This window comes from Micromonospora sp. NPDC023737 (assembly GCF_040639715.1).
In the GTDB taxonomy this organism is placed as follows: domain Bacteria; phylum Actinomycetota; class Actinomycetes; order Mycobacteriales; family Micromonosporaceae; genus Micromonospora.
Map to the genome: position 1 here is coordinate 438,214 of NZ_JBFAAL010000003.1, position 19,919 is coordinate 458,132.

Annotated in this window: 22 protein-coding genes; 15 read left to right on the plus strand and 7 right to left on the minus strand. The window is 72.7% G+C overall.

What is annotated here, in order from left to right:
• The first annotated feature begins 57 nt into the window (after positions 1-57).
• Complete coding sequence (locus AB0F98_RS10870) at positions 58-1,146, plus strand: AAA family ATPase (protein ID WP_357732095.1); 1,089 nt, start codon at positions 58-60, stop codon at positions 1,144-1,146.
• Between the two features lie 111 nt (positions 1,147-1,257).
• Here AB0F98_RS10870 and AB0F98_RS10875 read toward each other — a convergent pair whose 3' ends face one another.
• Positions 1,258-1,815, minus strand: coding sequence for an XRE family transcriptional regulator (locus tag AB0F98_RS10875; protein WP_357732098.1), 558 nt, complete (start codon positions 1,813-1,815; stop codon positions 1,258-1,260).
• A gap of 61 nt (positions 1,816-1,876) precedes the next feature.
• Between AB0F98_RS10875 and AB0F98_RS10880 the strand changes: the two genes are divergently transcribed.
• Positions 1,877-3,091, plus strand: coding sequence for a benzoate/H(+) symporter BenE family transporter (locus tag AB0F98_RS10880; RefSeq protein WP_357732101.1), 1,215 nt, complete (start codon positions 1,877-1,879; stop codon positions 3,089-3,091).
• Positions 3,092-3,105: 14 nt separating this feature from the next.
• Here AB0F98_RS10880 and AB0F98_RS10885 read toward each other — a convergent pair whose 3' ends face one another.
• The 4 genes from AB0F98_RS10885 to AB0F98_RS10900 form a co-directional block, all read right to left on the minus strand.
• The gene (locus AB0F98_RS10885) at positions 3,106-3,474 is read right to left on the minus strand and encodes a hypothetical protein (RefSeq protein WP_357732104.1); all 369 of its coding nucleotides are present in this window, start codon (positions 3,472-3,474) and stop codon (positions 3,106-3,108) included.
• Positions 3,475-3,552: 78 nt separating this feature from the next.
• Positions 3,553-3,804: a hypothetical protein gene (locus AB0F98_RS10890; protein ID WP_357732107.1), complete on the minus strand. Its 252-nt coding sequence runs from the start codon at positions 3,802-3,804 to the stop codon at positions 3,553-3,555.
• Between the two features lie 81 nt (positions 3,805-3,885).
• Complete coding sequence (mscL, locus tag AB0F98_RS10895) at positions 3,886-4,356, minus strand: large conductance mechanosensitive channel protein MscL (RefSeq protein ID WP_357732110.1); 471 nt, start codon at positions 4,354-4,356, stop codon at positions 3,886-3,888.
• A gap of 39 nt (positions 4,357-4,395) precedes the next feature.
• Entirely contained in the window at positions 4,396-5,079 is a 684-nt protein-coding gene (locus AB0F98_RS10900) for an FCD domain-containing protein (RefSeq protein ID WP_357732113.1), read from the minus strand.
• A 50-nt stretch (positions 5,080-5,129) separates the two neighbouring features.
• Here AB0F98_RS10900 and AB0F98_RS10905 point away from each other — a divergent pair, with 50 nt between their 5' ends.
• Positions 5,130-6,413 (plus strand): MFS transporter, encoded by a 1,284-nt coding sequence (locus AB0F98_RS10905; RefSeq protein ID WP_357732116.1) that lies wholly within the window; start codon positions 5,130-5,132, stop codon positions 6,411-6,413.
• A gap of 10 nt (positions 6,414-6,423) precedes the next feature.
• Here AB0F98_RS10905 and AB0F98_RS10910 read toward each other — a convergent pair whose 3' ends face one another.
• The gene (locus tag AB0F98_RS10910; RefSeq protein ID WP_357732119.1) at positions 6,424-6,780 is read right to left on the minus strand and encodes an STAS domain-containing protein; all 357 of its coding nucleotides are present in this window, start codon (positions 6,778-6,780) and stop codon (positions 6,424-6,426) included.
• 165 nt (positions 6,781-6,945) lie between these two features.
• On the opposite strand from AB0F98_RS10910, the gene AB0F98_RS10915 reads away from it, so the two are divergent.
• From AB0F98_RS10915 to AB0F98_RS10940, 6 genes are read left to right on the plus strand one after another with little or no spacing between them, the layout of a single operon-like run.
• Complete coding sequence (locus AB0F98_RS10915; protein WP_357732122.1) at positions 6,946-7,803, plus strand: STAS domain-containing protein; 858 nt, start codon at positions 6,946-6,948, stop codon at positions 7,801-7,803.
• The gene (locus AB0F98_RS10920; RefSeq protein WP_357732126.1) at positions 7,803-8,222 is read left to right on the plus strand and encodes an STAS domain-containing protein; all 420 of its coding nucleotides are present in this window, start codon (positions 7,803-7,805) and stop codon (positions 8,220-8,222) included. The genes AB0F98_RS10915 and AB0F98_RS10920 overlap by 1 nt, the downstream gene beginning before the upstream one ends.
• Positions 8,219-8,638 carry an ATP-binding protein gene (locus AB0F98_RS10925; protein ID WP_357732129.1) on the plus strand — a complete coding sequence of 140 codons (420 nt, stop codon included), beginning with the start codon at positions 8,219-8,221 and terminating at the stop codon, positions 8,636-8,638. Before AB0F98_RS10920 ends, AB0F98_RS10925 begins: the two co-directional genes overlap by 4 nt.
• Positions 8,626-9,648, plus strand: coding sequence for a SpoIIE family protein phosphatase (locus AB0F98_RS10930; protein ID WP_357732131.1), 1,023 nt, complete (start codon positions 8,626-8,628; stop codon positions 9,646-9,648). Before AB0F98_RS10925 ends, AB0F98_RS10930 begins: the two co-directional genes overlap by 13 nt.
• Positions 9,645-11,003, plus strand: a complete 1,359-nt coding sequence (locus AB0F98_RS10935; RefSeq protein WP_357732134.1) for a sensor histidine kinase — start codon at positions 9,645-9,647, stop codon at positions 11,001-11,003. Before AB0F98_RS10930 ends, AB0F98_RS10935 begins: the two co-directional genes overlap by 4 nt.
• A gap of 1 nt (position 11,004) precedes the next feature.
• Positions 11,005-12,543, plus strand: a complete 1,539-nt coding sequence (locus AB0F98_RS10940) for a SpoIIE family protein phosphatase (RefSeq protein ID WP_357732138.1) — start codon at positions 11,005-11,007, stop codon at positions 12,541-12,543.
• A gap of 403 nt (positions 12,544-12,946) precedes the next feature.
• On the opposite strand, the gene AB0F98_RS10945 is transcribed toward AB0F98_RS10940, so the two are convergent.
• Positions 12,947-13,765, minus strand: a complete 819-nt coding sequence (locus AB0F98_RS10945; protein WP_357732141.1) for an AraC family transcriptional regulator — start codon at positions 13,763-13,765, stop codon at positions 12,947-12,949.
• Between the two features lie 31 nt (positions 13,766-13,796).
• On the opposite strand from AB0F98_RS10945, the gene AB0F98_RS10950 reads away from it, so the two are divergent.
• The 6 genes from AB0F98_RS10950 to AB0F98_RS10975 all read left to right on the plus strand — a co-directional run bounded on the left by AB0F98_RS10950 (position 13,797) and on the right by AB0F98_RS10975 (position 19,907).
• Positions 13,797-14,366, plus strand: coding sequence for a TIGR03086 family metal-binding protein (locus AB0F98_RS10950; RefSeq protein ID WP_357732144.1), 570 nt, complete (start codon positions 13,797-13,799; stop codon positions 14,364-14,366).
• 118 nt (positions 14,367-14,484) lie between these two features.
• Positions 14,485-15,039, plus strand: a complete 555-nt coding sequence (locus AB0F98_RS10955) for a PadR family transcriptional regulator (protein WP_357732147.1) — start codon at positions 14,485-14,487, stop codon at positions 15,037-15,039.
• Positions 15,017-15,718, plus strand: coding sequence for an ABC transporter ATP-binding protein (locus tag AB0F98_RS10960; protein WP_357732150.1), 702 nt, complete (start codon positions 15,017-15,019; stop codon positions 15,716-15,718). The genes AB0F98_RS10955 and AB0F98_RS10960 overlap by 23 nt, the downstream gene beginning before the upstream one ends.
• On the plus strand, positions 15,715-17,244 hold the full coding sequence (locus AB0F98_RS10965) for an FtsX-like permease family protein (protein ID WP_357732153.1): 1,530 nt from the start codon (positions 15,715-15,717) through the stop codon (positions 17,242-17,244). The genes AB0F98_RS10960 and AB0F98_RS10965 overlap by 4 nt, the downstream gene beginning before the upstream one ends.
• A gap of 96 nt (positions 17,245-17,340) precedes the next feature.
• A complete protein-coding gene (locus AB0F98_RS10970; RefSeq protein ID WP_357732156.1) occupies positions 17,341-17,778 on the plus strand; it encodes a hypothetical protein in 438 nt (145 codons plus the stop codon).
• Positions 17,775-19,907, plus strand: a complete 2,133-nt coding sequence (locus AB0F98_RS10975; protein WP_357732159.1) for a bifunctional polysaccharide deacetylase/glycosyltransferase family 2 protein — start codon at positions 17,775-17,777, stop codon at positions 19,905-19,907. The genes AB0F98_RS10970 and AB0F98_RS10975 overlap by 4 nt, the downstream gene beginning before the upstream one ends.
• The last annotated feature ends 12 nt before the right edge of the window (positions 19,908-19,919 follow it).

Below are 19,919 nucleotides of genomic sequence, written 5' to 3' on the forward strand. Positions count from 1 at the left end.
TAGCTTGCCAAGAACACCCCACCCGCGTCTCTACGCACTACTGCGTAGGGTTGAGGAATGATGCCGGTGTCGCTGGTGGGGCGCGCCCGTGAGCTGGCCGAGTTCGACCGGGCATGGTCCACCGTGGTTGCCGGGCGACGGGCGACGCCGACCGTGGCGGTGGTCACCGGCGGCGCGGGAGTGGGCAAGAGTCTGCTGGTCGCCGCGGCCCTGGACGCGCTGACCCCGCGTCCGGCGGTGGTGCTCTCCGGCGCCGCGCGGGTACACAGCCCCGCCCCGTACGACTGGCTGGCCGCGGTGCTCAGCGGACGAGACACCAGCCTCCTCGACCTACCGCCGGACGCGCTGGCGTGGTTGGCCCAGCATCCGACCTCGCCCCTGGAGCGGTACGCCCCCGGTGCCCTGCTCCGGCTCGCCGTCCGGACGGTGCGGCTGCTCGTCGGCGCCGGCCCGGCCGTGCTGGTGGTGGAGGATCTGCACGCGCTCGACCCGGCGAGCCTCAACCTGATCGGCGAGCTGGCCACCGCCGCCGAACTGCCCGCCCTGCTCGTGGTCGCCACCCGGCCCGCCGAGGAGGCCGTCGCGCCGGACCTCGCGGTCCGCGCGCTCGCCCGGCTCTGCGGCGTACCCGGCGCCGTCCGCCAGCACCTCGGGCCGCTGCGCAGCGCCGAGGTCGCCGAGGTGTTGAGCCAGGTGTACCCGGGTTCGCGCCCGTCCGGGCGGCTGGTGACCGCGGTCTGGCGGCGTACCGGTGGCAACCCGTTCGCGCTGACCGAACTGCTCGCCGCGCACGCCGGTCAACCGATGGCGACGCTGATCGCCACTTCCGGCGCCCGGCAGTCGGCTCGTCCGGCGGGCTCTCCCCGCTCGATGGAGCCGACTCGGTCCGTGCCCCGTCCCGCCCGTCCGGCAGGAACGTCCGGTGTCGACGAGGTGGAGCTGACCGGCCGGGAGGTCGAGGTGCTCGGCTGCCTGGTGGCCGGGATGTCGAACAAGCAGGTGGCGAAGGCGCTCGGCATCTCGGTGCGTACCGTCACCGTGCACGTGTCCAACCTGCTCCGCAAGACCGGGGCGGCCTCGCGGACGGAGGTCGCGCTCTGGGCCGTACGGCGGCGGCTTCCGGTGCCCGCGCCGGTCGAGCGCTGAACGGCGCGGTCCGGGTTCGCGCCGGTCGGATCCGGCGCGTGCGGCCGTCAGCGCCGGTCGGATCCGGCGCGTGCGGCCGTCAGCGCCGGTCGGGTCTGGCGCGTGCGGCCGTCAGCGACGCGGGTAGCGCAGCAGCAGACTGGCGGTGACCTCCTCGTCGCCGACCGCCGCGTAGCTGTGTGGCACGTCGGAGTCCCAGCGCAGGTACCCGCCGGCCGCGGCGGTCGACGGCGCGTCCGCCGGACCGGCGCGCAGCACCCCGGAGAAGACCGTGACGTGTTCGGTGACGCCGGGCTGGTGCGCCGGGGAGAGCTGCCCGGCCCCGGGGGAGACCCGCATCCGGTAGAGCTCGTAGGTCGCGTCGGCGTCGGTGAACACCTCGAGCAGAGTGGCGTGCACCGCCGCGCCGTGCACGGTGGGGGCCGCGGCCGGTTCGGCCAGCACCGCGGTCAGCGGTACGCCGAGCTGGGCGGTGACCGCGTAGAGCGTCTCCAGCGTGGGATTTCGGGTGCCGTTCTCCAGGCCCGACAGGGTCGCCTTCCCCACTCCGGCCAGCCGGGCCAGGGCGGACAACGAGATCCCCTTCTCCTCGCGCAGTCCACGTACCCGGGCGCCGATCACGCTCGGATCGGCGTCGAGGGCACGGCGGCCTGGTGGTGGCTGAGGCACCCCGCTATGGTGCTACAAACCACTGTTCCGTAAACGGAACGGTGTGGGAGGGGAGCGTGGCGTGGCGGGACGGCTCCAACCGGTGCTGGCGGGCGTGGTCACCGCGCTGGTCGGCTTCGCCAGTTCGTTCACCGTCGTACTGGCCGGCCTGCGGGCGGTCGGGGCCGACACCGAGCAGGCCGCCTCCGGGCTGCTGGCGCTCTGCGTGGCGTCCGGCCTCGCCGCCACGTGGCTCGGCCTGCGCCACCGGATGCCGATGAGCGTCGCCTGGTCCACCCCGGGCGCGGCCTTGCTGGTCGCCACCGGGCCGGTGCCCGGCGGCTGGCCCGCCGCTGCCGGAGCATTCCTCGTCTCCGGAGTGCTGATCGTGGCGGCCGGGCTGGTCCCGCCGCTCGGCCGCGCGGTGGCGGCCATCCCGAAGCCGATCGCCGGCGCGATGCTCGCCGGCGTGCTGCTGCCGCTCTGCGTCGCACCGGTACGCGCCCTGGTCGAGGTGCCCCGGCTGGCCGGCCCGGTGGTCGTCGCCTGGCTGCTGCTGCACCGGTACGCCCGTCCCTGGGCGGTGCCCGGGGCACTGGTGGTCGCGGTGGTGGCGATCGCCTCGACCTCGTCCGGCGCCGGCCTCGGCGCGGTCGGCTTGCGCCCTGTGGTCGAGCTGACTCCGCCGTCCTGGAACGTGCCGGTCCTGATCGGACTCGCGCTACCGCTCTTCCTGGTCACCATGGCCGCGCAGAACGTGCCCGGCACGGCGGTGCTGGTCGGCTACGGCTACCGGCCGCCGTTCACCGCCGCACTGCGGACCACCGGTGTCGCCAGCCTGCTGGCCGCACCGGCCGGCGGTCACGCGGTGAACCTCGCCGCGATCACCGCCGCACTGGCCGCCGGCCCGGACGCCCACCCCGATCCCGATCGACGGTGGATCGCCTCGGTGACGGCGGGGGTCGGTCTCGCAGTGCTCGGGATGGGCGCCGGAGCGGCCACCGGGCTGGTGGCGATCGCCCCGCCGGTGCTGATCGAGGCGGTCGCCGGGCTGGCCCTGCTCGGTGCGTTGGCCACCGCGCTGACCTCAGCGGTGACCTCCGCCGCGGCAGAGCCGGAGCGACGCGAGGCGGCCGTGGTCACCTTCGTGGTCACCGCCTCCGGGGTGACCCTGCTCGGCGTGGGCGGCGCGTTCTGGGGGCTGGTCGCCGGCTGCCTGATGCTCCTGCTCTTCCGCCGCCGACGTGCCCAGCCGGATCCCGTACCGGACGCGGAGCCGGTGCTGAGCCGGCGCTGACCGATCGGTTCGGGTCACTCCTCGGCGGGCAGGTTGGCGGCCGGGACGTCGAGGCGTACCCGGCCGTCGGTGACGGTGCCGATCCAGTCGGCCGGCACGTAGACCGCCCCGGTGCCGGCGAGTTCGGTGCTCACCTTCAGGTATCCGCCGTGCATCAGGCGGGCGGCCAGGTCCGCCGGTACGTCCGGCTCCCGGACCGCGGTCGACTCGATCAGCTCGTCCAGGCTGCTGCCCGGGTCGGCAGTCGGTGTCTGCACCGTCACCGCGTTCGGGTCACCCCGCTGGACGAGATCCACCGTGCCGACCTCGACTCCGTCGGCGTCGATCACCGGCATCCCGGTGGTGATCCGGGAAATGGTCTGCTGGTCGCCCTGCTGCCTCATTCCGACGCGGTTCCCGGGGCGACGCGACGCTAAACGCCACCCGGGGCCGACCCGCCGGGTGAGCCCTCTTCCCGGCGGTCAGGTGCTCGGTGGGCCCCAGCCGCCCGGCGGGCGGGGCGACAGCTCACGCCAGCTGTCCGGGCCCTCGAGCAGCGCGCGGACCGTCTCCTCGGCCTCGTCGGCACTGTCGTACTCGTAGAAACGGGAGACGCCTTCGGCACCGCCGGCCCGCTGCTCGACGTGCCACCGGTCGCCGTCCACGCGGAGGAACACGTCCCGCCGCGCCAGCCGCCCCCATTTCCCGTTCCACCAGTGCTTCCGCTGCTCCATGCGCGGACTCTATCGAACATACGTTCGAGAATGTGCGGCCCCCACGGGAATCCCGCAGGGGCCGATGTGTCGCTGCCGGATTCAGCGCGCGGTGGGCGGTTCGTGCCGGCCGAGCATGTCGTCGAGCGCGCCGCGCTGCGCGGCGGGCGTCCGGTGACCGGCCGCGACCAGCGCGTCGCGGATCTCGGTGAGCAGCTTGACCTCCTCGCTGGGCGCGGCGGGCGGCGGCTCCTCGCCCCGCCGCCGCCGCTCGGCCAGCTTGTTCATCGGGTAGACGACCAGGAAGTACAGCGCCGCTGCGGTGAGCAGGAAGGTGATCAGCGCGTTGAGGAACGCAATCCAGTCGAACGCGATGCCGCGGATCTTCGGGGCGGTGCCCGAGATGCCCTTCGTGCTCCCCGTCACGAGTAGCACGAAGACCCGGATCAGCGGGTCGAGGAACGACTTGGTGAGCTGGGTGACCACGCCTGTGAACGCGGCACCGATGACGACACCGACCGCCAGGTCGACGACGTTGCCCCGCATGATGAAGTCTTTGAAGCCCTTGAGCATCCGTACTCCCGCGCTGTCCGGTTTTTTGTCCGGGACAACCTATGCCTTGGGCAGTGGCTCCAGGAAAGCCCCGGCCTCACGGGCCGCCCCCTCGGGATCACCGGTCCGGATCGCGTCCACCAGTCGGGCATGGTCGATGGGGTGCTCCGGCGTCATCGTCGCGCCGACCGTCTGCACGAGGCTGTTGCGCAGCGCGGTGCCGACCGAGGCGTACAGCTCGGCGAGCATCCGGTTGTGCGCGGCGGCGACCACCGCCGTGTGCAGGGCGATGTCGGCCTCCACGAACTCGTCGGCCCGGCCAACGCGCCACGCCGCCTCGCGGGCCGCGAGCGCGTCGTCGAGGGCGGCCAGGTCCTCGGGCGTACGCCGCAGCGCGGCGAGCCGGGCCGCCTCCACCTCGAAGGCGCGGCGTACCTCGATCACCTCGGTCATCCGGTCGTCGGTGAGCTGACGGGCCACCACGGGAGCGAGTTCGTCGGTGGACACCACGTACGTCCCGGAACCCTGCCGGCACTCCAGCACCCCGGCGTGCTGGAGCGCCCGGACCGCCTCGCGAACCGTGTTGCGCCCGACCCCGAGCGCCGCGACCAACTGGGGCTCGGTGGGGATGCGGCTGCCGACCGGCCACTCGCCGGCCAGGATCCGCTCTCTGAGCTGGGCGATCGTCTCGCGTATCCGCTGCCCACGGGGCGGCACCGGCGGGGAATCGACTGATGGTGTCACTGGTTACATCACCGGCCCGGAATTCATCCCATGATTGTAGGTTCAACCGCATGACACCGCCGCCCCCACCGGTCGCCGCCGGTTCCGCGACCGTCGCCGACGTGCCCACCGGCCCGGAGTCGCCGGCGCTCGGGCCGCGTCCCGCCGGCCGTCCAGCCACCGGAGGGGCGCTGGTACTCGCCGGCATGCTCCTCGTCGCGCTCAACCTGCGCGCCGCCGTCACCAGCCTCGGAGCCCTGCTCGACGAGGTGCGGGACGGCATCGGGCTCTCCGGCACGACGGCGGGCATCGCCACCACCCTGCCGACGATCGCGTTCGCCGGACTCGGGGCGCTCACTCCGTGGCTGGTCCGCCGGTTCGCGCCCGCCCGGATGCTGGTGGCCGGAATGGTCGTCCTCGTCATCGGCCAGGTGCTGCGGGCGGTCACCGACTCGGCGGTGGTGTTCCTGCTCACCAGCGCCCTGGCCCTGGCCGGCATCGCGGTCGCCAACATCCTGCTGCCGATGCTGGTCAAGCAGCACTTCCCGCACCGCGCCGGGCTCATCACCGGGGCGTACACCATGACCCTCACCGCGGGGACCGCGGTGGCCGCCGCCACGGCGGTGCCGATCGCGCACGCGTTCGGTTCGTGGCGCGCCGGCCTGGGCGTCTGGGCCGCGCTGGCCGTGCTGGCGGTGCTTCCGTGGGTGTCGTTGGCGCGGCGCGCCCGATCGCCGCGAGCCGCGGCCGTCACCGCCGGGCAATCCCAGGCCCGGATCCGGCCCGCGCGGACCCGGCTCGGCTGGGCCATGGCGATCTACTTCGGCGCGCAGTCGCTCAGCGGGTACGCGATCATGGGCTGGCTGGCCCAGCTCTTCCGCGACTCCGGCTTCCAGGCCGAGCAGGCCGGCCTGCTGCTCGCCGGGGTGACCGCGCTCGGCGTGCCGATCGCCATGCTCATGCCGACGGTGGCCGGTCGGCTGCGTACCCTGCACCCGCTGGTGCTTGGGCTGACCGTCGCGTCGACCCTGGCGTACGTCGGACTGGCGCTGGCGCCACACGGCGGCGCGCTGCTCTGGGTGGCCCTGCTGGCGGTCGGCCAGGGTGCCTTCCCGATGATCCTGGCCGCCATCGGGCTGCGCGCCCGCACGGCAGAGGGAACTGTGGCGCTCTCGGCGTTCGCGCAGAGCGCCGGCTACGTCATCGCGGCACTCGGCCCGTTCCTCGTCGGCGTGCTCTACGAGCGGACCGGCGGCTGGACCGCGCCGATCGTCCTCCTGCTGGTCGCCCTCGCGGTGCAGACCAGCGCGGGCATGGTGATCGCCCGTCCCCGGCACATCGAGGACGAGCATTGAGTCGCAACGGTCAGGAGGAGGCGGGTGTCGGGTCCCCGGCGACCGCCTGTTCGACCGTCGGGTACGTCTGAAGCACCTCGACCAGGCCGCTGACCTCGAGGATGCGCAGCACGCCCCGCCGGGGCGCGGCCAGCCGGACCACGCCACCCACCTCGTCGCAGCTGTTCTTGGCCCGTACGAACACCGACAGCCCGGTGGAGTCGCAGAACGAGACCTCCGCCAGGTCGAACACCAGGCGGCTGCGGCCCTTGTCGAGCAGGTCGGTGATCTGGTCCTGCAGCTGCGGTGCGGTCGCCATGTCCAGCTCGCCAGCGACCGACACGACGACCACGTCGCCGCGCTGTTCCGTGTGCACCGTCAGGGACATTCGCCAGACCTCCTGTTATCGGTGGAACGGTATCCCACGATCCCCGCGGTACGCAGAACGGGCGCGGCGATCTGGTGGCCAGCATCATTCCGTTGCTTCGCGGCAAGTAGTTGGGCGGGTTCCGGTGATAGAGTCCGCCCGGTCCGGGTCGAGGGGGGTTTGGTAATGGCGTTGAACGCCGAGGAGAGCGGCCGGCTCGCAGCTCTGCTGACCGAGCACGTCGACCAGGTCACGCAGCGCTGGACGGAGACCGTGGCGGTGTCGCTGCGCGGCCGGCTCAGCCAGGCCGAACTGCGCAGGCAGCTCCAGGAACTGCACCGGGCCATTCTCACGACGGCCGAGAACGGGATCGTCGACCTCGACGCCGAGCACGCCGCCGAGCTGCGTGCCGTGCTCGGCGAGCTGTCCCGGGGGCGGGCCCGGCAGGGGTTCTCCGCCACCGAGACGGCGATCAGCGTCTACGCCCTCAAGGAAGTGCTGCTGGACCTGCTGGAGGCCCGCGGCGGCGAGAGCGTCCTTCGCGATTTCGTGGCGTTCTCCGGCCTGATCGACCAGATGGGGCTGTTCACCTTCGAGAGCTTCGTCCGTACCCGGGAGGGTCTGATCGCCGACCAGGCGGAGCAGCTGCTCGAGCTCTCCACCCCGGTCGTCAAGCTCTGGGACGGCGTGGTCGCGGTGCCGCTGGTGGGCACGCTCGACTCGGCCCGGGCCCAGGTGGTGATGGAGCGGCTGCTCCAGACCCTGGTCGACACCGGCTCGCCGTACGCGATCATCGACATCACCGGCGTACCGGCGGTGGACACGCAGGTCGCCCAGCACATCTTGAAGACCGTGGTGGCCGCGCGGCTGATGGGCGCGGAATGCATCATCTCCGGCATCCGGCCGCAGATCGCCCAGACGATCGTGGCGCTCGGCATCGAGTTCGGCGACATCGCCACCAAGGCGAGCCTCGCCGACGCGTTGCGTCACGTGCTGCGCCTGTCCGGCGTGGAGACGTCGCGCCGCTCCCGCCGGGGGGCCTGATGGAGCGGGTACCGATCCTCAAGATCGGCGACATCCTGCTGGTCTCGATCCAGGTCGACATGTCCGACCAGACGGCGCTCCAGTTGCAGGAGGATCTCGCCGAGCGGATCGTGGCCACCGGAAGCCACGGCGTGATCATCGACATCACGGCGCTGGACATCGTCGACTCGTTCGTCGGGCGGATGCTCTCCACCATCGCGTCGATCTCCAAGGTGCTCGACGCCGAGACCGTCGTGGTCGGGATGCGTCCGGCGGTCGCCATCACCCTGGTCGAGCTGGGCCTGTCGCTCAACGGCATCCGCACCGCGCTCAACGTCGAACGCGGCATGGAGCTGATCGCGGCCGCGCGCCGCGACGAGTCGCAGGACGACGAGTTCCACGACGAGATCGACGAACCCGAGACGACGGATTCACCGTGACCACGGGCATCGACCTGAGTCAGCCGCGGGCGCAGGCGATCCGGAGCGACGAGGACGTGGTACGCGTCCGACAGTTGGTGCGTACGGTGGCGGTGGCCGCGAAGCTGTCGCTGGTCGACCAGACCAAGGTGGTCACCGCGGCCAGTGAGCTGGCCCGGAACACGCTGGTCTACGGCGGGGGCGGCAGCGTCGAGGTGACGACCGCGGACAACGGTCGGCGCCGCGGGGTGCGGATCGTGTTCGCCGACTCCGGGCCGGGGATCGCCGACCTGGACCTGGCGCTCACCGACGGCTACACCACCGGCGGTGGGCTCGGCCTGGGGCTGAGCGGCGCACGCCGGCTGGTCGACGAGTTCGAGATCGACACCGGGGTGGGCAAGGGCACTCGGATCACCGTCACCAAGTGGGCTCGGTGAGCGAGGACGCGGTCACCGACCGCGGGCTCTGGTTCCGGATGGAGTCGGGCAGCACCGGCAGCGTCGTACGACGGGCCGCCGAGCGCCTCGGCAGCCAGCTCGGACTGGGAGAAGCGCGCACGGCGGATCTGGTCATCGTCGTCGCCGAGCTGACGAGCAACCTGGCCAAGCACGCCGAGGACCCGTCGCTGCTGCTCCGCCCCGTCCGCCGGGCGGACGAGGCGGGTGTGGAGCTGATCGCCGTCGACTCGGGGCCGGGCATGGCGGACCTCACGATCTCCTCCCGGGACGGCCACTCGACGGTCGGCACCCTCGGCATCGGCCTCGGCGCGATAGTCCGGCAGGCCACCTGGTTCGATGGCTACTCGCTGCCCGGCCGGGGCACCGTCCTCGCCGTCCAGGTCTGGCCGTCGGGGATCGGCGAGACGCCCTGGGTCGGCGGACTGACCCGTCCGCTCGGCGGCGAGACGATCAGCGGGGACGGGTACGCCGTCCGGGTGATCGAAGGGCGCCGCCAGGTGCTGGTCTCCGACGGGCTGGGGCACGGCCCGCTGGCCGCCGCCGCGACTGACACGGCGATCGCGGCCTTCCACAGCGCCCCGGCCGGGCCGCCGGCAGCGGTGGTGCAGCACCTGCACCGGTCCATGTCGCACACCCGGGGAGCCGCTCTGGCGGTGGCCGAGCTGGGCCCGTCGGCCGGTGTCCTGCGCTACGCCGGCCTGGGCAACATCGCCGGACAGGTGATCACGTCGGACGGGCGGCGCCGGGGTCTGGTCTCCCTGCCCGGCATCGCGGGTCACCAGCGCCCGACGGTACGCGAGTACGACTACCCCTTCGACGCGGGCGCCCTGCTCGTGATGCACAGCGACGGCGTGGTGGATCGGTGGCAGCTCGACGACTACCCGGGGCTCGTCGAGCGCTCCCCGCTGGTGGTCGCGGCGACGCTGCTGCGGGAAGCGGGCACCCGGCGGGACGACGCCTGTGTGCTGGTGGCGAGGGCACCGGCATGAGCGCCGTTCCCGGCCGTCGGCCGCTGCTCCAGATGCCGCTCCGCGCCGAGCACGACATCTTCGTGGTGCGCCAACGGGGCCGGGAGGTCGCCGCCGCGGTGGGCCTGGAGCATCAGGACCAGGTGCGGGTGGCCACCGCGCTCAGCGAGGTGGCCCGGGACCTGCTGGGTGTGGCCGGTGGCGCGGACGTGACGTTCCACGTCGACGAGGCGCCCGACGGCCGGCAACACCTGCGGGTGGACCTGGTTCCGGTCCGTCCGCTGCCGCACGACCGCTACGAGCCGCAGTCCGGCGCTGTGGTGCGCCTCATGGACAGCCTGGGCGCGATCGGGGTCGGTCGGGATACGGTCGTGAGGATGTCCCGACGCGTCCCGGCCACCGCGCAGGCGCTGACCCCGGAGCGCCTCGACGAGCTTCGTGCTGAGCTCGTCCAGAGCGCCCCAGGCAGCGCCCTGGACGAGTTGGCCGCGCAGAACCAGCAGTTGATCGCGGCCCTCGACGACGTACGTCAACAGCGGGACGAGCTGGCGGTGCTGAACGAGGAGCTCCAGGAGACGAACCGTGGGGTGCTCGCGCTCTACGGTCAGCTCTCCGAGGAGCTGGAGGAGACCAACCGCGGCGTGGTGGCGCTCTACGCCGAGCTGGACGAGAAGTCGGCCCAGCTGCGGGCGGCGAGCGAGTCCAAGAGCAGGTTCCTGGCCAACGTCAGCCACGAGCTGCGGGCTCCGGTGACGGCGATCATCGGGCTCGGCCGGCTGCTCGCCGATTCCGCGTCGGACCCGCTGACCCGTGAGCAGTCCCAGCAGGTGGAGCTGATCCGCTCGTCGGCGACCGACCTGCTCACCCTGGTCAACGAGCTGCTCGACCTGGCCAAGGCGGAGTCGGGCCGGATCGAGCTGAACCTGGCCGAGGTGGACCTGCGGCCGGTCTTCGGGCAGCTGCGCGGCACGCTGCGCGCGGTCGCCACCCGCCCGGAGGTGGAGTTGGTGGTGGAGGAGCCGCCGGCCGCCACGCTGCGCACCGACGAGGTGCTGCTCGGTCAGGTGCTGCGCAACCTGCTGCACAACGGGTTGAAGTTCACCGAGCGGGGCGAGGTGCGGCTGCGCGCGCTGCGACGGGACGACCACTTGGCCCTGACGGTCACCGACACGGGTCCAGGTATCGCGCCTGAGCTGCACGAGCGGATCTTCGAGGAGTTCTACCAGGCGCCGGGGGCGACCCGCGTCGGTGGTACCGGGCTCGGCCTGCCGTACGCCCGGCGGCTCGTCACCCTGCTCGGCGGCACGCTGGAGCTGACCAGCGAGCCCGGCCGGGGAAGCACCTTCACCGTCACCCTGCCCGTGGGCGGAGCCTGACGTGCCCACCCAGCCGACCGTGCTGGTGGTCGACGACAGCCGGACCAAGCGGTACCTGCTGGTCAGCTGGCTGACCCGCGCCGGCTTCCAGGTGATCGAGGCGGAGAGCGGCACCGAGGCGCTGACCCGGGTCGAGACCGACCAGGTCGACCTGGTGGTGCTCGACGTCCGGCTGCCCGACCTGAACGGCTTCGAGGTCTGCGAACGGATCAAGAACTTGCGTCCGGCGACACCGGTGATCCACGTGTCGGCGCACGCGGTGGACGTGGCGGACCGGGCCCGGGGACTGACGCGGGGCGCGGACGCCTACCTCGCCGAGCCGATCGAGCCCGACGAGCTGATCGCCACCGCGAACGCGGTGCTGCGTTACTACCAGGCCCGGCAACAGGCCGAGTTGCTCGCCGCGAGGATGCTCGCGCTCGCCGACACCACGGTCGCGGTGCACGCCGCGTCGACCTTCAGGCAGCTGCTCGACGCGGCTGCGGCCGGGGCCGCCGAGATCTTCAAGAGCCCGGCGGCGGTGGTCGCCGAGACCGCTGACGGCGAGTACCTCGCCGGGGTGGCCGCAGGCCGTGGTTTGGACGTCACGATCGTGCCGTGGGTGGTCCACGACGACAGTGTCGTTCCGGTCGGCACGACGGTCCGGGTCACCGATCCGGCCGAATGGGCGCTGCTGGACTGGCCGGCCGGCGACACGGTGACGGTGGCCGCCGCCCGGTTGCGGGAGGACCGGCCGCCGCTCTACGTCGTGGTTCCCACCAGGACTCAGACCGCCCGTACTCCGGCGCTCGTACAGCTCGTGCAGGCCGTGGCGGCGGCGGTGGAGGCCCAGCGCTCGTACGACGAGGAGCATCGAATCGCGGTGACGCTTCAGCGCAGCCTGCTCCCGCGACGGATCCCGGAGATCAACGGTCTCGACCTCGCGGTGCGCTACGAGCCGGCCAGCGCGCGAACCGAGGTGGGCGGCGACTTCTACGAGCTGGTGATGCTCGATGGGCGCCTGCTGCTCGCCGTCGGTGACGTGGCTGGGCACTCGCTGCACGCGGCGACGGTGATGGCCGAGCTCCGGCACGCCGTCCGGGCGTACGCGGTGGAGGGGCACCAGCCGGGCGCGATCCTGCACCGGGTCAACGAGTTGATGCGCACGTTGCTGCCGAACGAGTCGGCGACCCTCTGCGTGCTGTTGCTGGAGCCGGCGACGGGGCGGATCCGGCTGGCCAGCGCCGGCCACCTGCCGCCGGTGCTCAGCCTCGACGGCAAGGTCGAGTTCGTCCAGCACTCCGCGCCGCTGCTCGGCGTCCGCGCGGATCGCCCGGAGGACCTGGAGTTCGTGCTGCCGGTCGGGGCGACGTTGGTCCTCTACACCGACGGCCTGATCGAGCGTCGGGACGCGACCATCGACGAGGGGCTGGCGGCGCTGGCGGACGTCGCCGCGCAGGTCGACGACGACCTGGACCGGTTCTGCCAGCGGCTGCTGGTGGAACTCGCCCCGCCCGAGATCAACGACGACGTCGCGGTGGTCGTCCTGCGCCGCAGGTGAGAACGTCTGGCGCCGCGGTTGCACAGCGTGACCGTGGACCGTTGAACACGTAGGGTCGTCGCGAGCCTCGGTCGACCACCACCGCTTCGCTCGCTTTGCTCTGCACCCGAATACGCACCACAACTCTGACCTGCGCCTTCTTGGCGCGGGTCGATGCGTGGCCTGCTCGGAAGAGTAACTGTGGGTTAGCGGCGCGTATGTGGGTGCAGAGCAAAGCGTCCGAGTGGGGGTGGCCGGACGGTAGGCCGCGTTACGCTGCGTGACGCCGGTGTCGGCGCCGGCGTCGGGATCGACGTCGGCATCGAGCTCGGAGCGGCCCGCGGTTGGTTTCGCGGTCGGAGCCTGCCCCGCGGTCGGTGTCGGGCGGGGGCCGAAGGTCCGGGCGCGGGGCGGGCGTGCCGGGTCAGGCGAGCGAGCGGGTGTACGCGGCGGGGGACATCCCGGTGGCGGCGGTGAACTCCCGCACGAGGTGCGCCTGGTCGCTGTAGCCGAGGTCGGCGGCGAGCCGTGCCCAGTCCGGCGCCGGCCCGTCGGCGGCCTGCTCGATGACCTCCTGGATCCGGTAGCGCCGGATCACCCACTTCGGGCCGACGCCGACCCGGTCCAGGAAGAGGCGTTGCAGCCGGCGGGTGGTGAGCCCGTGCCGCCGGGCGAACGCGTCCACCCGGAGCACCGTGCGGTCGGTGCGGATCTCCTCGACCAGGCGGATCACCTCGTCGGTGACGGGGTCCGCTGCTTGTGGTTTCCAGCCGGTGAGCAGTCCGTCGAGACGGCGGCAGCGGTCGGCGTCCGTACCGTCGCAGACGCCGCCGCTGTGGTCGCGGGCCGGTGGCCAGTGCTCGGCGAGGTCGGCGAGCAGCCGGCGGCGGCCGGTCAGTTCAGCGACCGAGCCCTGCCAGAACGGGTGGAAGCCGCCGGGCCGGAACTGGACGCCGCTGACCCGGCCGGTGCCGGCCAGGGTGATCGAGAAGAGGGTCAGCCCGACGCCGGCCACCTCGCCGGACTCCGGGCCGTCGCCGTCGCGGCGGAAGACCACGTTCACCGCCGGATGCGGTACGACCTGCTGCGCGAACGGTTCGGTCAGCTCCCAGTCGACGAGCCAGTAGTGCTCGACCCACGGGCGTAGTGCCGGCGCCGGCAGGTGCCGACGGAACCGGACCTGCCGCAGCAACCGGCCGGGGGCGAGAATTCCCCGGCTGTCGCCACGCGGTCGCTGTCGCATTTTTTCAAGACCACCCTCATACGCTGGGCCTATGGCCACAGAGACTAGCGATCTGCTGACGGCTGCGGCGCCGCCGACGGTCGCGGTGGTGCGGGGCATCGCCGACGACCAGCTGCACCTGCCGACGCCGTGCCGCGACTACGCCGTACGCGACCTGCTCAACCACCTCTTCCAGGTGGTGGTCAACTTCCAGGACCTGGCCGCGAAGCGCGCCGTGACCTGGGCGGAGAAGCTGGACCACCTCACCGACGACTGGCGGAGCCGGTTCGAGGCGGAGATCGACAGGTTGATCGCCGCCTGGTCCGACCCGGCGAGTTCGGAGGGCATCTCGCCCGGGATGGGCATGCCGCAAACCACTGTGGGCGGCATGGTTCTGCTCGACCTGACCGTGCACGGCTGGGACCTGGCCGTCGCGACCGGCCAACCGTACGCGCCGGCGCCCGAGGTCACCGTCGCGCTGCACCAGCCGACCGTGCAGCTCGCCCCGACGGCCCGGCAGATGGGTGTCTTCGCCGACCCGGTACCGACCGACCCGACCGTGCCCGACCTGGACCGGCTGCTCGGCCTGACCGGACGCGATCCCCGCTGGAGCGTCGGCTGACAGTCACACTCCATCCGCGCGTCGACCGCGCTCCGCGCGTACCCGCGTCACCAGCGGGGTGTGATCGGCGGGCCCCGACTCATTGACTCGCACTATTCACTGAGTGAATAGTGGACGCGTGTCCATGCCGCACGTCCTGCTCGGGCTGCTCGCGACCGGCGACAAGCACGGTTACGAACTCAAGCGGGCTCACGACGAGCGGCTGCCGCAGGCTCGACCAGTGGCCTTCGGTCAGGTCTACGCCACGCTGAGCCGGTTGCAGCGGGACGGGTTGGTGGTCCCCACCGGACAGAACCGCGACGGCGGGCCCGAGCGCACCACCTATGCGCTCACCGACGACGGACGGGCCGCGCTGGACCGCTGGCTGACCGAGGTCGAGCCGCCGCTCCCGTACGTGGCCAGCACGCTCCTCACCAAGGTGGCGGTGACGCTGCTGGTCGCCGATGTGGACCGGGCCCGTGCCTGCCTGGCCGCCCAGCGTCAGGCGCACACCGCGCGACTGCGCGAGCTGACCGCGCTGAAACACGCCCCGGCCGCCTCCCTCGACGACATCGTGGCGGTCGATTTCGCCATTGCTCACCTCGACGCCGACCTGCGCTGGCTGCAAACCACGCTGAGCCGCGTCGCCGACTGGCACCGGGAGGTGCGGCATGAGCCAGCTACAGACTCGTGACCTGGTCAAATCGTACGGGCGGACGCCCGCGTTGCGCGGGGTGGCGCTCGACGTCGACGAGGGGGAGATCCTCGCGGTGACCGGGCCGAGTGGGTGCGGCAAGTCCACCCTCCTGCACTGTCTCGCCGGGATCCTGCGGCCCGACGCCGGTCAGGTGCTCTGGCGCGGTGAACGGCTCGACACCTGGTCCGAGGCCGCCCGATCGAGGCTGCGGCGCACCGAGTTCGGGGTGCTGTTCCAGTTCGGTCAGCTCGTGGCCGAACTGACCGCGGCGGAGAACGTCGCACTCCCGTTGCTTCTCGCCGGCACGGGGCGGCGAGAAGCACGGGAGGCGGCGGTGACCTGGCTGCACCGGTTCGGCGTGGCGGAGCTGGCCGACGTACGGCCGGGCGAGATGTCCGGTGGGCAGCAGCAGCGGTGCGCCACGGCGCGGGCGCTGGTCACCGGCCCGCGGGTGCTCTTCGCGGACGAGCCGACCGGCGCGTTGGACTCGCTCACCGGCGAAGAGGTGCTCACCACGCTGGTCCGGGTCGCCCGGGAGCAGCGCACCTCGATCGTGCTGGTGACGCACGAACCGCGCATCGCCGCGTACGCCGACCGGGAGGTGACCCTCCGCGACGGAACGGTCGACCACAGTGGCCTCGGCCTGGACGCGCCGTTGATCGGCGGTGACCGGTGAGACCACAGGCGTTGCTCCGGCTCGCCCTGGCCGGGACCCGCACCGACACCGCACGTGTGCTGCTCACCGCGTTCAGCGCCACCCTGGCGGCGCTGGCCGCGTTCGCGGCGCTCAACGTGCTGGCCATCCCCACCCCGCCCGCCACGGAAGGCAACATGGTCCGCTGGTCCGAGCAGTACTCGCACGCGCTCCTGCGGGAGCCGGGGCTGCGCGGCGGCACCGCGTTCGCCCTCGTGCTGCTCACGATTCCGGTGCTGGCGCTGGCCGGGCAGTGTGCGCGGCTCGGCGCCCCGGCCCGGGACCGTCGACTCGCCGCGCTCCGGCTCGCCGGTGCCACCCCGGGGCAGGTCACCCGGCTCGCGATGCTGGAGACCGGGGTCGCCAGTCTCCTCGGCACCCTCACCGGTCTGGCGCTCTACCTGGTCGGTCGCGAGCTGCTCGACCGGCCGGACGAGCACGGGCAGCTCCCTCTCCCCACCGACGTGCTGCCGAACGGCGGGGCGCTCGCCGCGGTGGTGGTCGGCCTGCCGCTGATCGCCGGGCTGTCCACCGCACTGATGCTGCGACCGGTCATCACCACGCCGCTGGGTGTGACCCGACGGGCGGCCCGGGAGCGAGGCCCTGGCCCCTGGGCGGGAGTGCTGATCGTCGCCGGTGTCGCCGCCTTCATCGTCGGTTGGCCGGTCATCCTGGGACGGACCGTGGACGGGCCGTACGTCGGCCTCGCGCTGGTGCTGATCGTCGGGGGCGGGCTGGCCACCATGCTCGGCATCGTGACGGGCACCGGCTGGATCTCGTACACCACGGGACGGCTGCTGCGCAGGTACGCCCGGCACCCCGCCGCGCTGCTCGCCGGCGGCCGGATGATGGCCGATCCGTGGGCCGGGAGCCGCACCTTCGCCGCCCTGCTGGCGGCGGTGACCTTCGGCGCCGGGGCGGCCGCGCTGCGCTCGCACTTCGTCACTCAGGACCGGCTCATGCGGGAGGAGAGCCGAGTCGTCGGCGGCGAGGTGGGTGACAACCCGTTCTACCTCAGCACGATGAGTTTGGTGGACCTCGCGGTGGCGGTGGCGGTGGTGATCGCCGCCACCGGTCTGCTCGTCGCCGTCGTCGAGGGCATCGTCGCGCGGCGCCGGGCGTACACGGCCCTGGTGGCGGCCGGTGTGCCGCGAGGCACGGTGGGCTGGTCGATCGCCTGGCAGGCGGTGCTCCCCGCCGTTCCGGCGATCCTGCTGGCGTTGACCGTCGGCACGGTCCTGGGCCGGGCCTTCTTCGGCGACGTCCGGCGGGGTTCATCGACCTACGAGGTGTGTGAGGCGAGCGCGGCGCTCTGCGCCGACCCGGCGACCCGGGAGCAGTACACCCGGGTCATGGAGAGCCCGGCGCTGCGCGCGGTGCCCGACGTACCGCTGGAACAGCTTGCGCTGCTCGGGGCCGGGGCCCTGGCCGGGGTGCTCGCCACGGTCGGGATCGGCCTGCTCTTCCTCCGGTCCAGCACCGCGATCGAGGAGCTCAGGACGACCTGATGATGTAACGCCCCGAGCCCGGGGAGCGCTTTTAGCCTCGGGGCCCGGGATGCCGGGCTCTCGTCGAGGCTCGGACGAGCCTCGGCGGAGTCAGCCGTGGGAGTTCACCAGATGCACAACCAGCCGGGCGCCGCACCGCCGGTGTTCGTCGACCGCACCGGTCGCCGCCGTCGACTGACGGTGATCGCCGGTACCGCCATGGGCCTGGGCCTGCTCGCCAGCATCGTGCTGATCCTCGCCGGTCTCTTCTTCGAAGCCCCCGTGCCGGTGCCCAACTGGCCGGATTCCCGACCGGCGCGGCCGATCGAGGCCGGGCTGGACGGCCGTGACGGCTTCGGATCCTCGCCCTCCGCGAACCCCTCGCCGGCCACCAGCACGACCGAGCCCGCCTCGGCGCCCACCCGGGCGGTGACGCCGGAGGCCAGCCACACGGCTCCACAGACCGCCAGATCGACCTGGACCGACCATCCCGGTCAGGGAGACGAGCGGCGCGCGACGCCGAAGCCGAACAGGTCGCCGGGCAAGCCGCAGTGACCCCGGCGCGACATGTCGCCCGACGCGACCCTCGGGCGCACTGGTTCCTCCTCCTGCTCGGTGTGCTGCTGCTGCTCGCGACGCTCACCGTGCACGGCCTGGTGACAGGCCTCGGCGGCGGCTCCCGGCCGGCCGCCGACGCCACGGTCCACGCGGCGGGCCCGCCGAAGAGCGTCACCGCCGGTGGGCCGGTGCTCCGGCTGGATCGTGCCGAGCCGGTCAGTCGGTCGATGCCGGACCGCACCATCGCGCTCACCTTCGACGACGGACCGGACCCTCGCTGGACGCCGCAGGTGCTGGACGTGCTGCGGCGGCATCACGCCCACGCCACCTTCTTCGTCGTCGGCGCCCGGGTCAACGAACATCCCGAACTGGTGCGGCGGATACTCGCCGAGGGACACGAGATCGGTTCGCACACCTTCACGCACGCCGATCTCGCCGCCGTGCCCGGGTGGCGGGGCGACCTGGAACTGTCGCTGACCCGCAAGGCGATAGCCAGCGCCACCGGGCGCGAGGTCACCCTGCTGCGACCGCCCTTCTCCTCGCTGCCGTCGGCGCTGACCGCGGCCGACTACGCTGCGGTGCGCGCTGCCGCCGGCAGCGGACATGTCGCCGTGCTCGCCGACCGGGACACGCATGACTGGCAGCGTCCCGGTGCCGCGCGGATCGCCGAGGCGGCCACCCCGGCCGGTGGCCGCGGTGCGGTGGTGCTCATGCACGACGGGGGAGGCGACCGCGAGCAGACGGTCGCCGCGCTGGACCGGTTGCTGCCGGAGCTCACCCGGCAGGGCTACCGGTTCACCACCGTTTCGGCGGGGATCGACGCGCCCGAGTCGACCGTTCCGGCGGGCACCGGAACCCGGATCAGCGGCACGCTGGTTCGCTGGACACAGGTCGCGGCCGGCTGGGTGGCCAGCGGCATGAACCTGCTGCTCGGCATCGCGCTGGTGCTCGGCGTGGCCCGGCTCGCCGTCCAGGTGGTCTGCGCCCAGCGGCACGTCCGCCGGGTGCGACGGCGTACCGGCCACCAGCCAGAGGTGCGCGCGCCGGTTTCGGTGATCGTGCCGGCGTACAACGAGGCCGCGAACATCGCCGCGACGGTCCGGTCGCTGGTGGCGAGCCACTATCCGGCGTTGGAGGTGATCGTGGTGGACGACGGGTCCACCGACGGCACCGCCGACATCGTCGAGCGGATGCGTTTACGCGGCGTACGGGTCATCCGGCAGGCGAACGCGGGCAAGCCGGCGGCGCTGAACACCGGGATCCGGGCCGCGCGGGCCGGACTGCTGGTCCTGGTGGACGGGGACACGGTGTTCCAGCCGGACACCGTGCACCGGTTGGTCCAGGGCTTCGCCGACCCGACGGTGGGTGCGATCTCCGGCAACACCAAGGTGGCGAACCGGCGGCGGCTGCTCGGCCGCTGGCAGCACCTCGAGTACGTCATCGGCTTCAACCTCGACCGCCGGATGTACGACGTGCTGCAGTGCATGCCCACCATTCCCGGCGCGATCGGCGCGTTCCGCCGTGAGGTGCTGCTCGCCGTGGGTGGCGTGCCGGGGGACACCCTCGCGGAGGACACCGACCTCACCATGAAGGTGCTGCGGGCCGGTTGGCGGGTGGTGTACGAGGAGGCCGCGATCGCCTGGACCGAGGCGCCGTCCACGCTGCGGCAACTGTGGCGGCAACGGTACCGCTGGTGCTACGGCACGATGCAGGCGATGTGGAAGCACCGCCACGCGCTACGCGAGTCGGGGGCGGGCGGCAAGCTGGGCCGGCGCGGACTGCCCTACCTCACGGTGTTCCAGATCCTGCTGCCCTTGACCGCTCCGGCGGTCGACGTCTTCGCCCTCTACGGTCTGCTGTTCCTGCCCTGGTCGACGCTCGTCCTGTCCTGGTTCGGGCTGCTGCTGCTCCAGGCGCTGACCGCCGGCTACGCGCTGCGGCTGGACCGCGAACGCCTCGCGCCGCTGTGGGCACTGCCGTTGCAGCAGATCGTCTACCGGCAGGTGATGTACCTGGTCGTGGTGCAGTCCGTGGTCACCGCCGTCATCGGCAACCGGCTGCGCTGGCAACGCATGGCGCGTACCGGTGAGGCAGCGGCCCTGATCGCTCCTGGTCGCGCTCGCTGACGACGGCCCGTC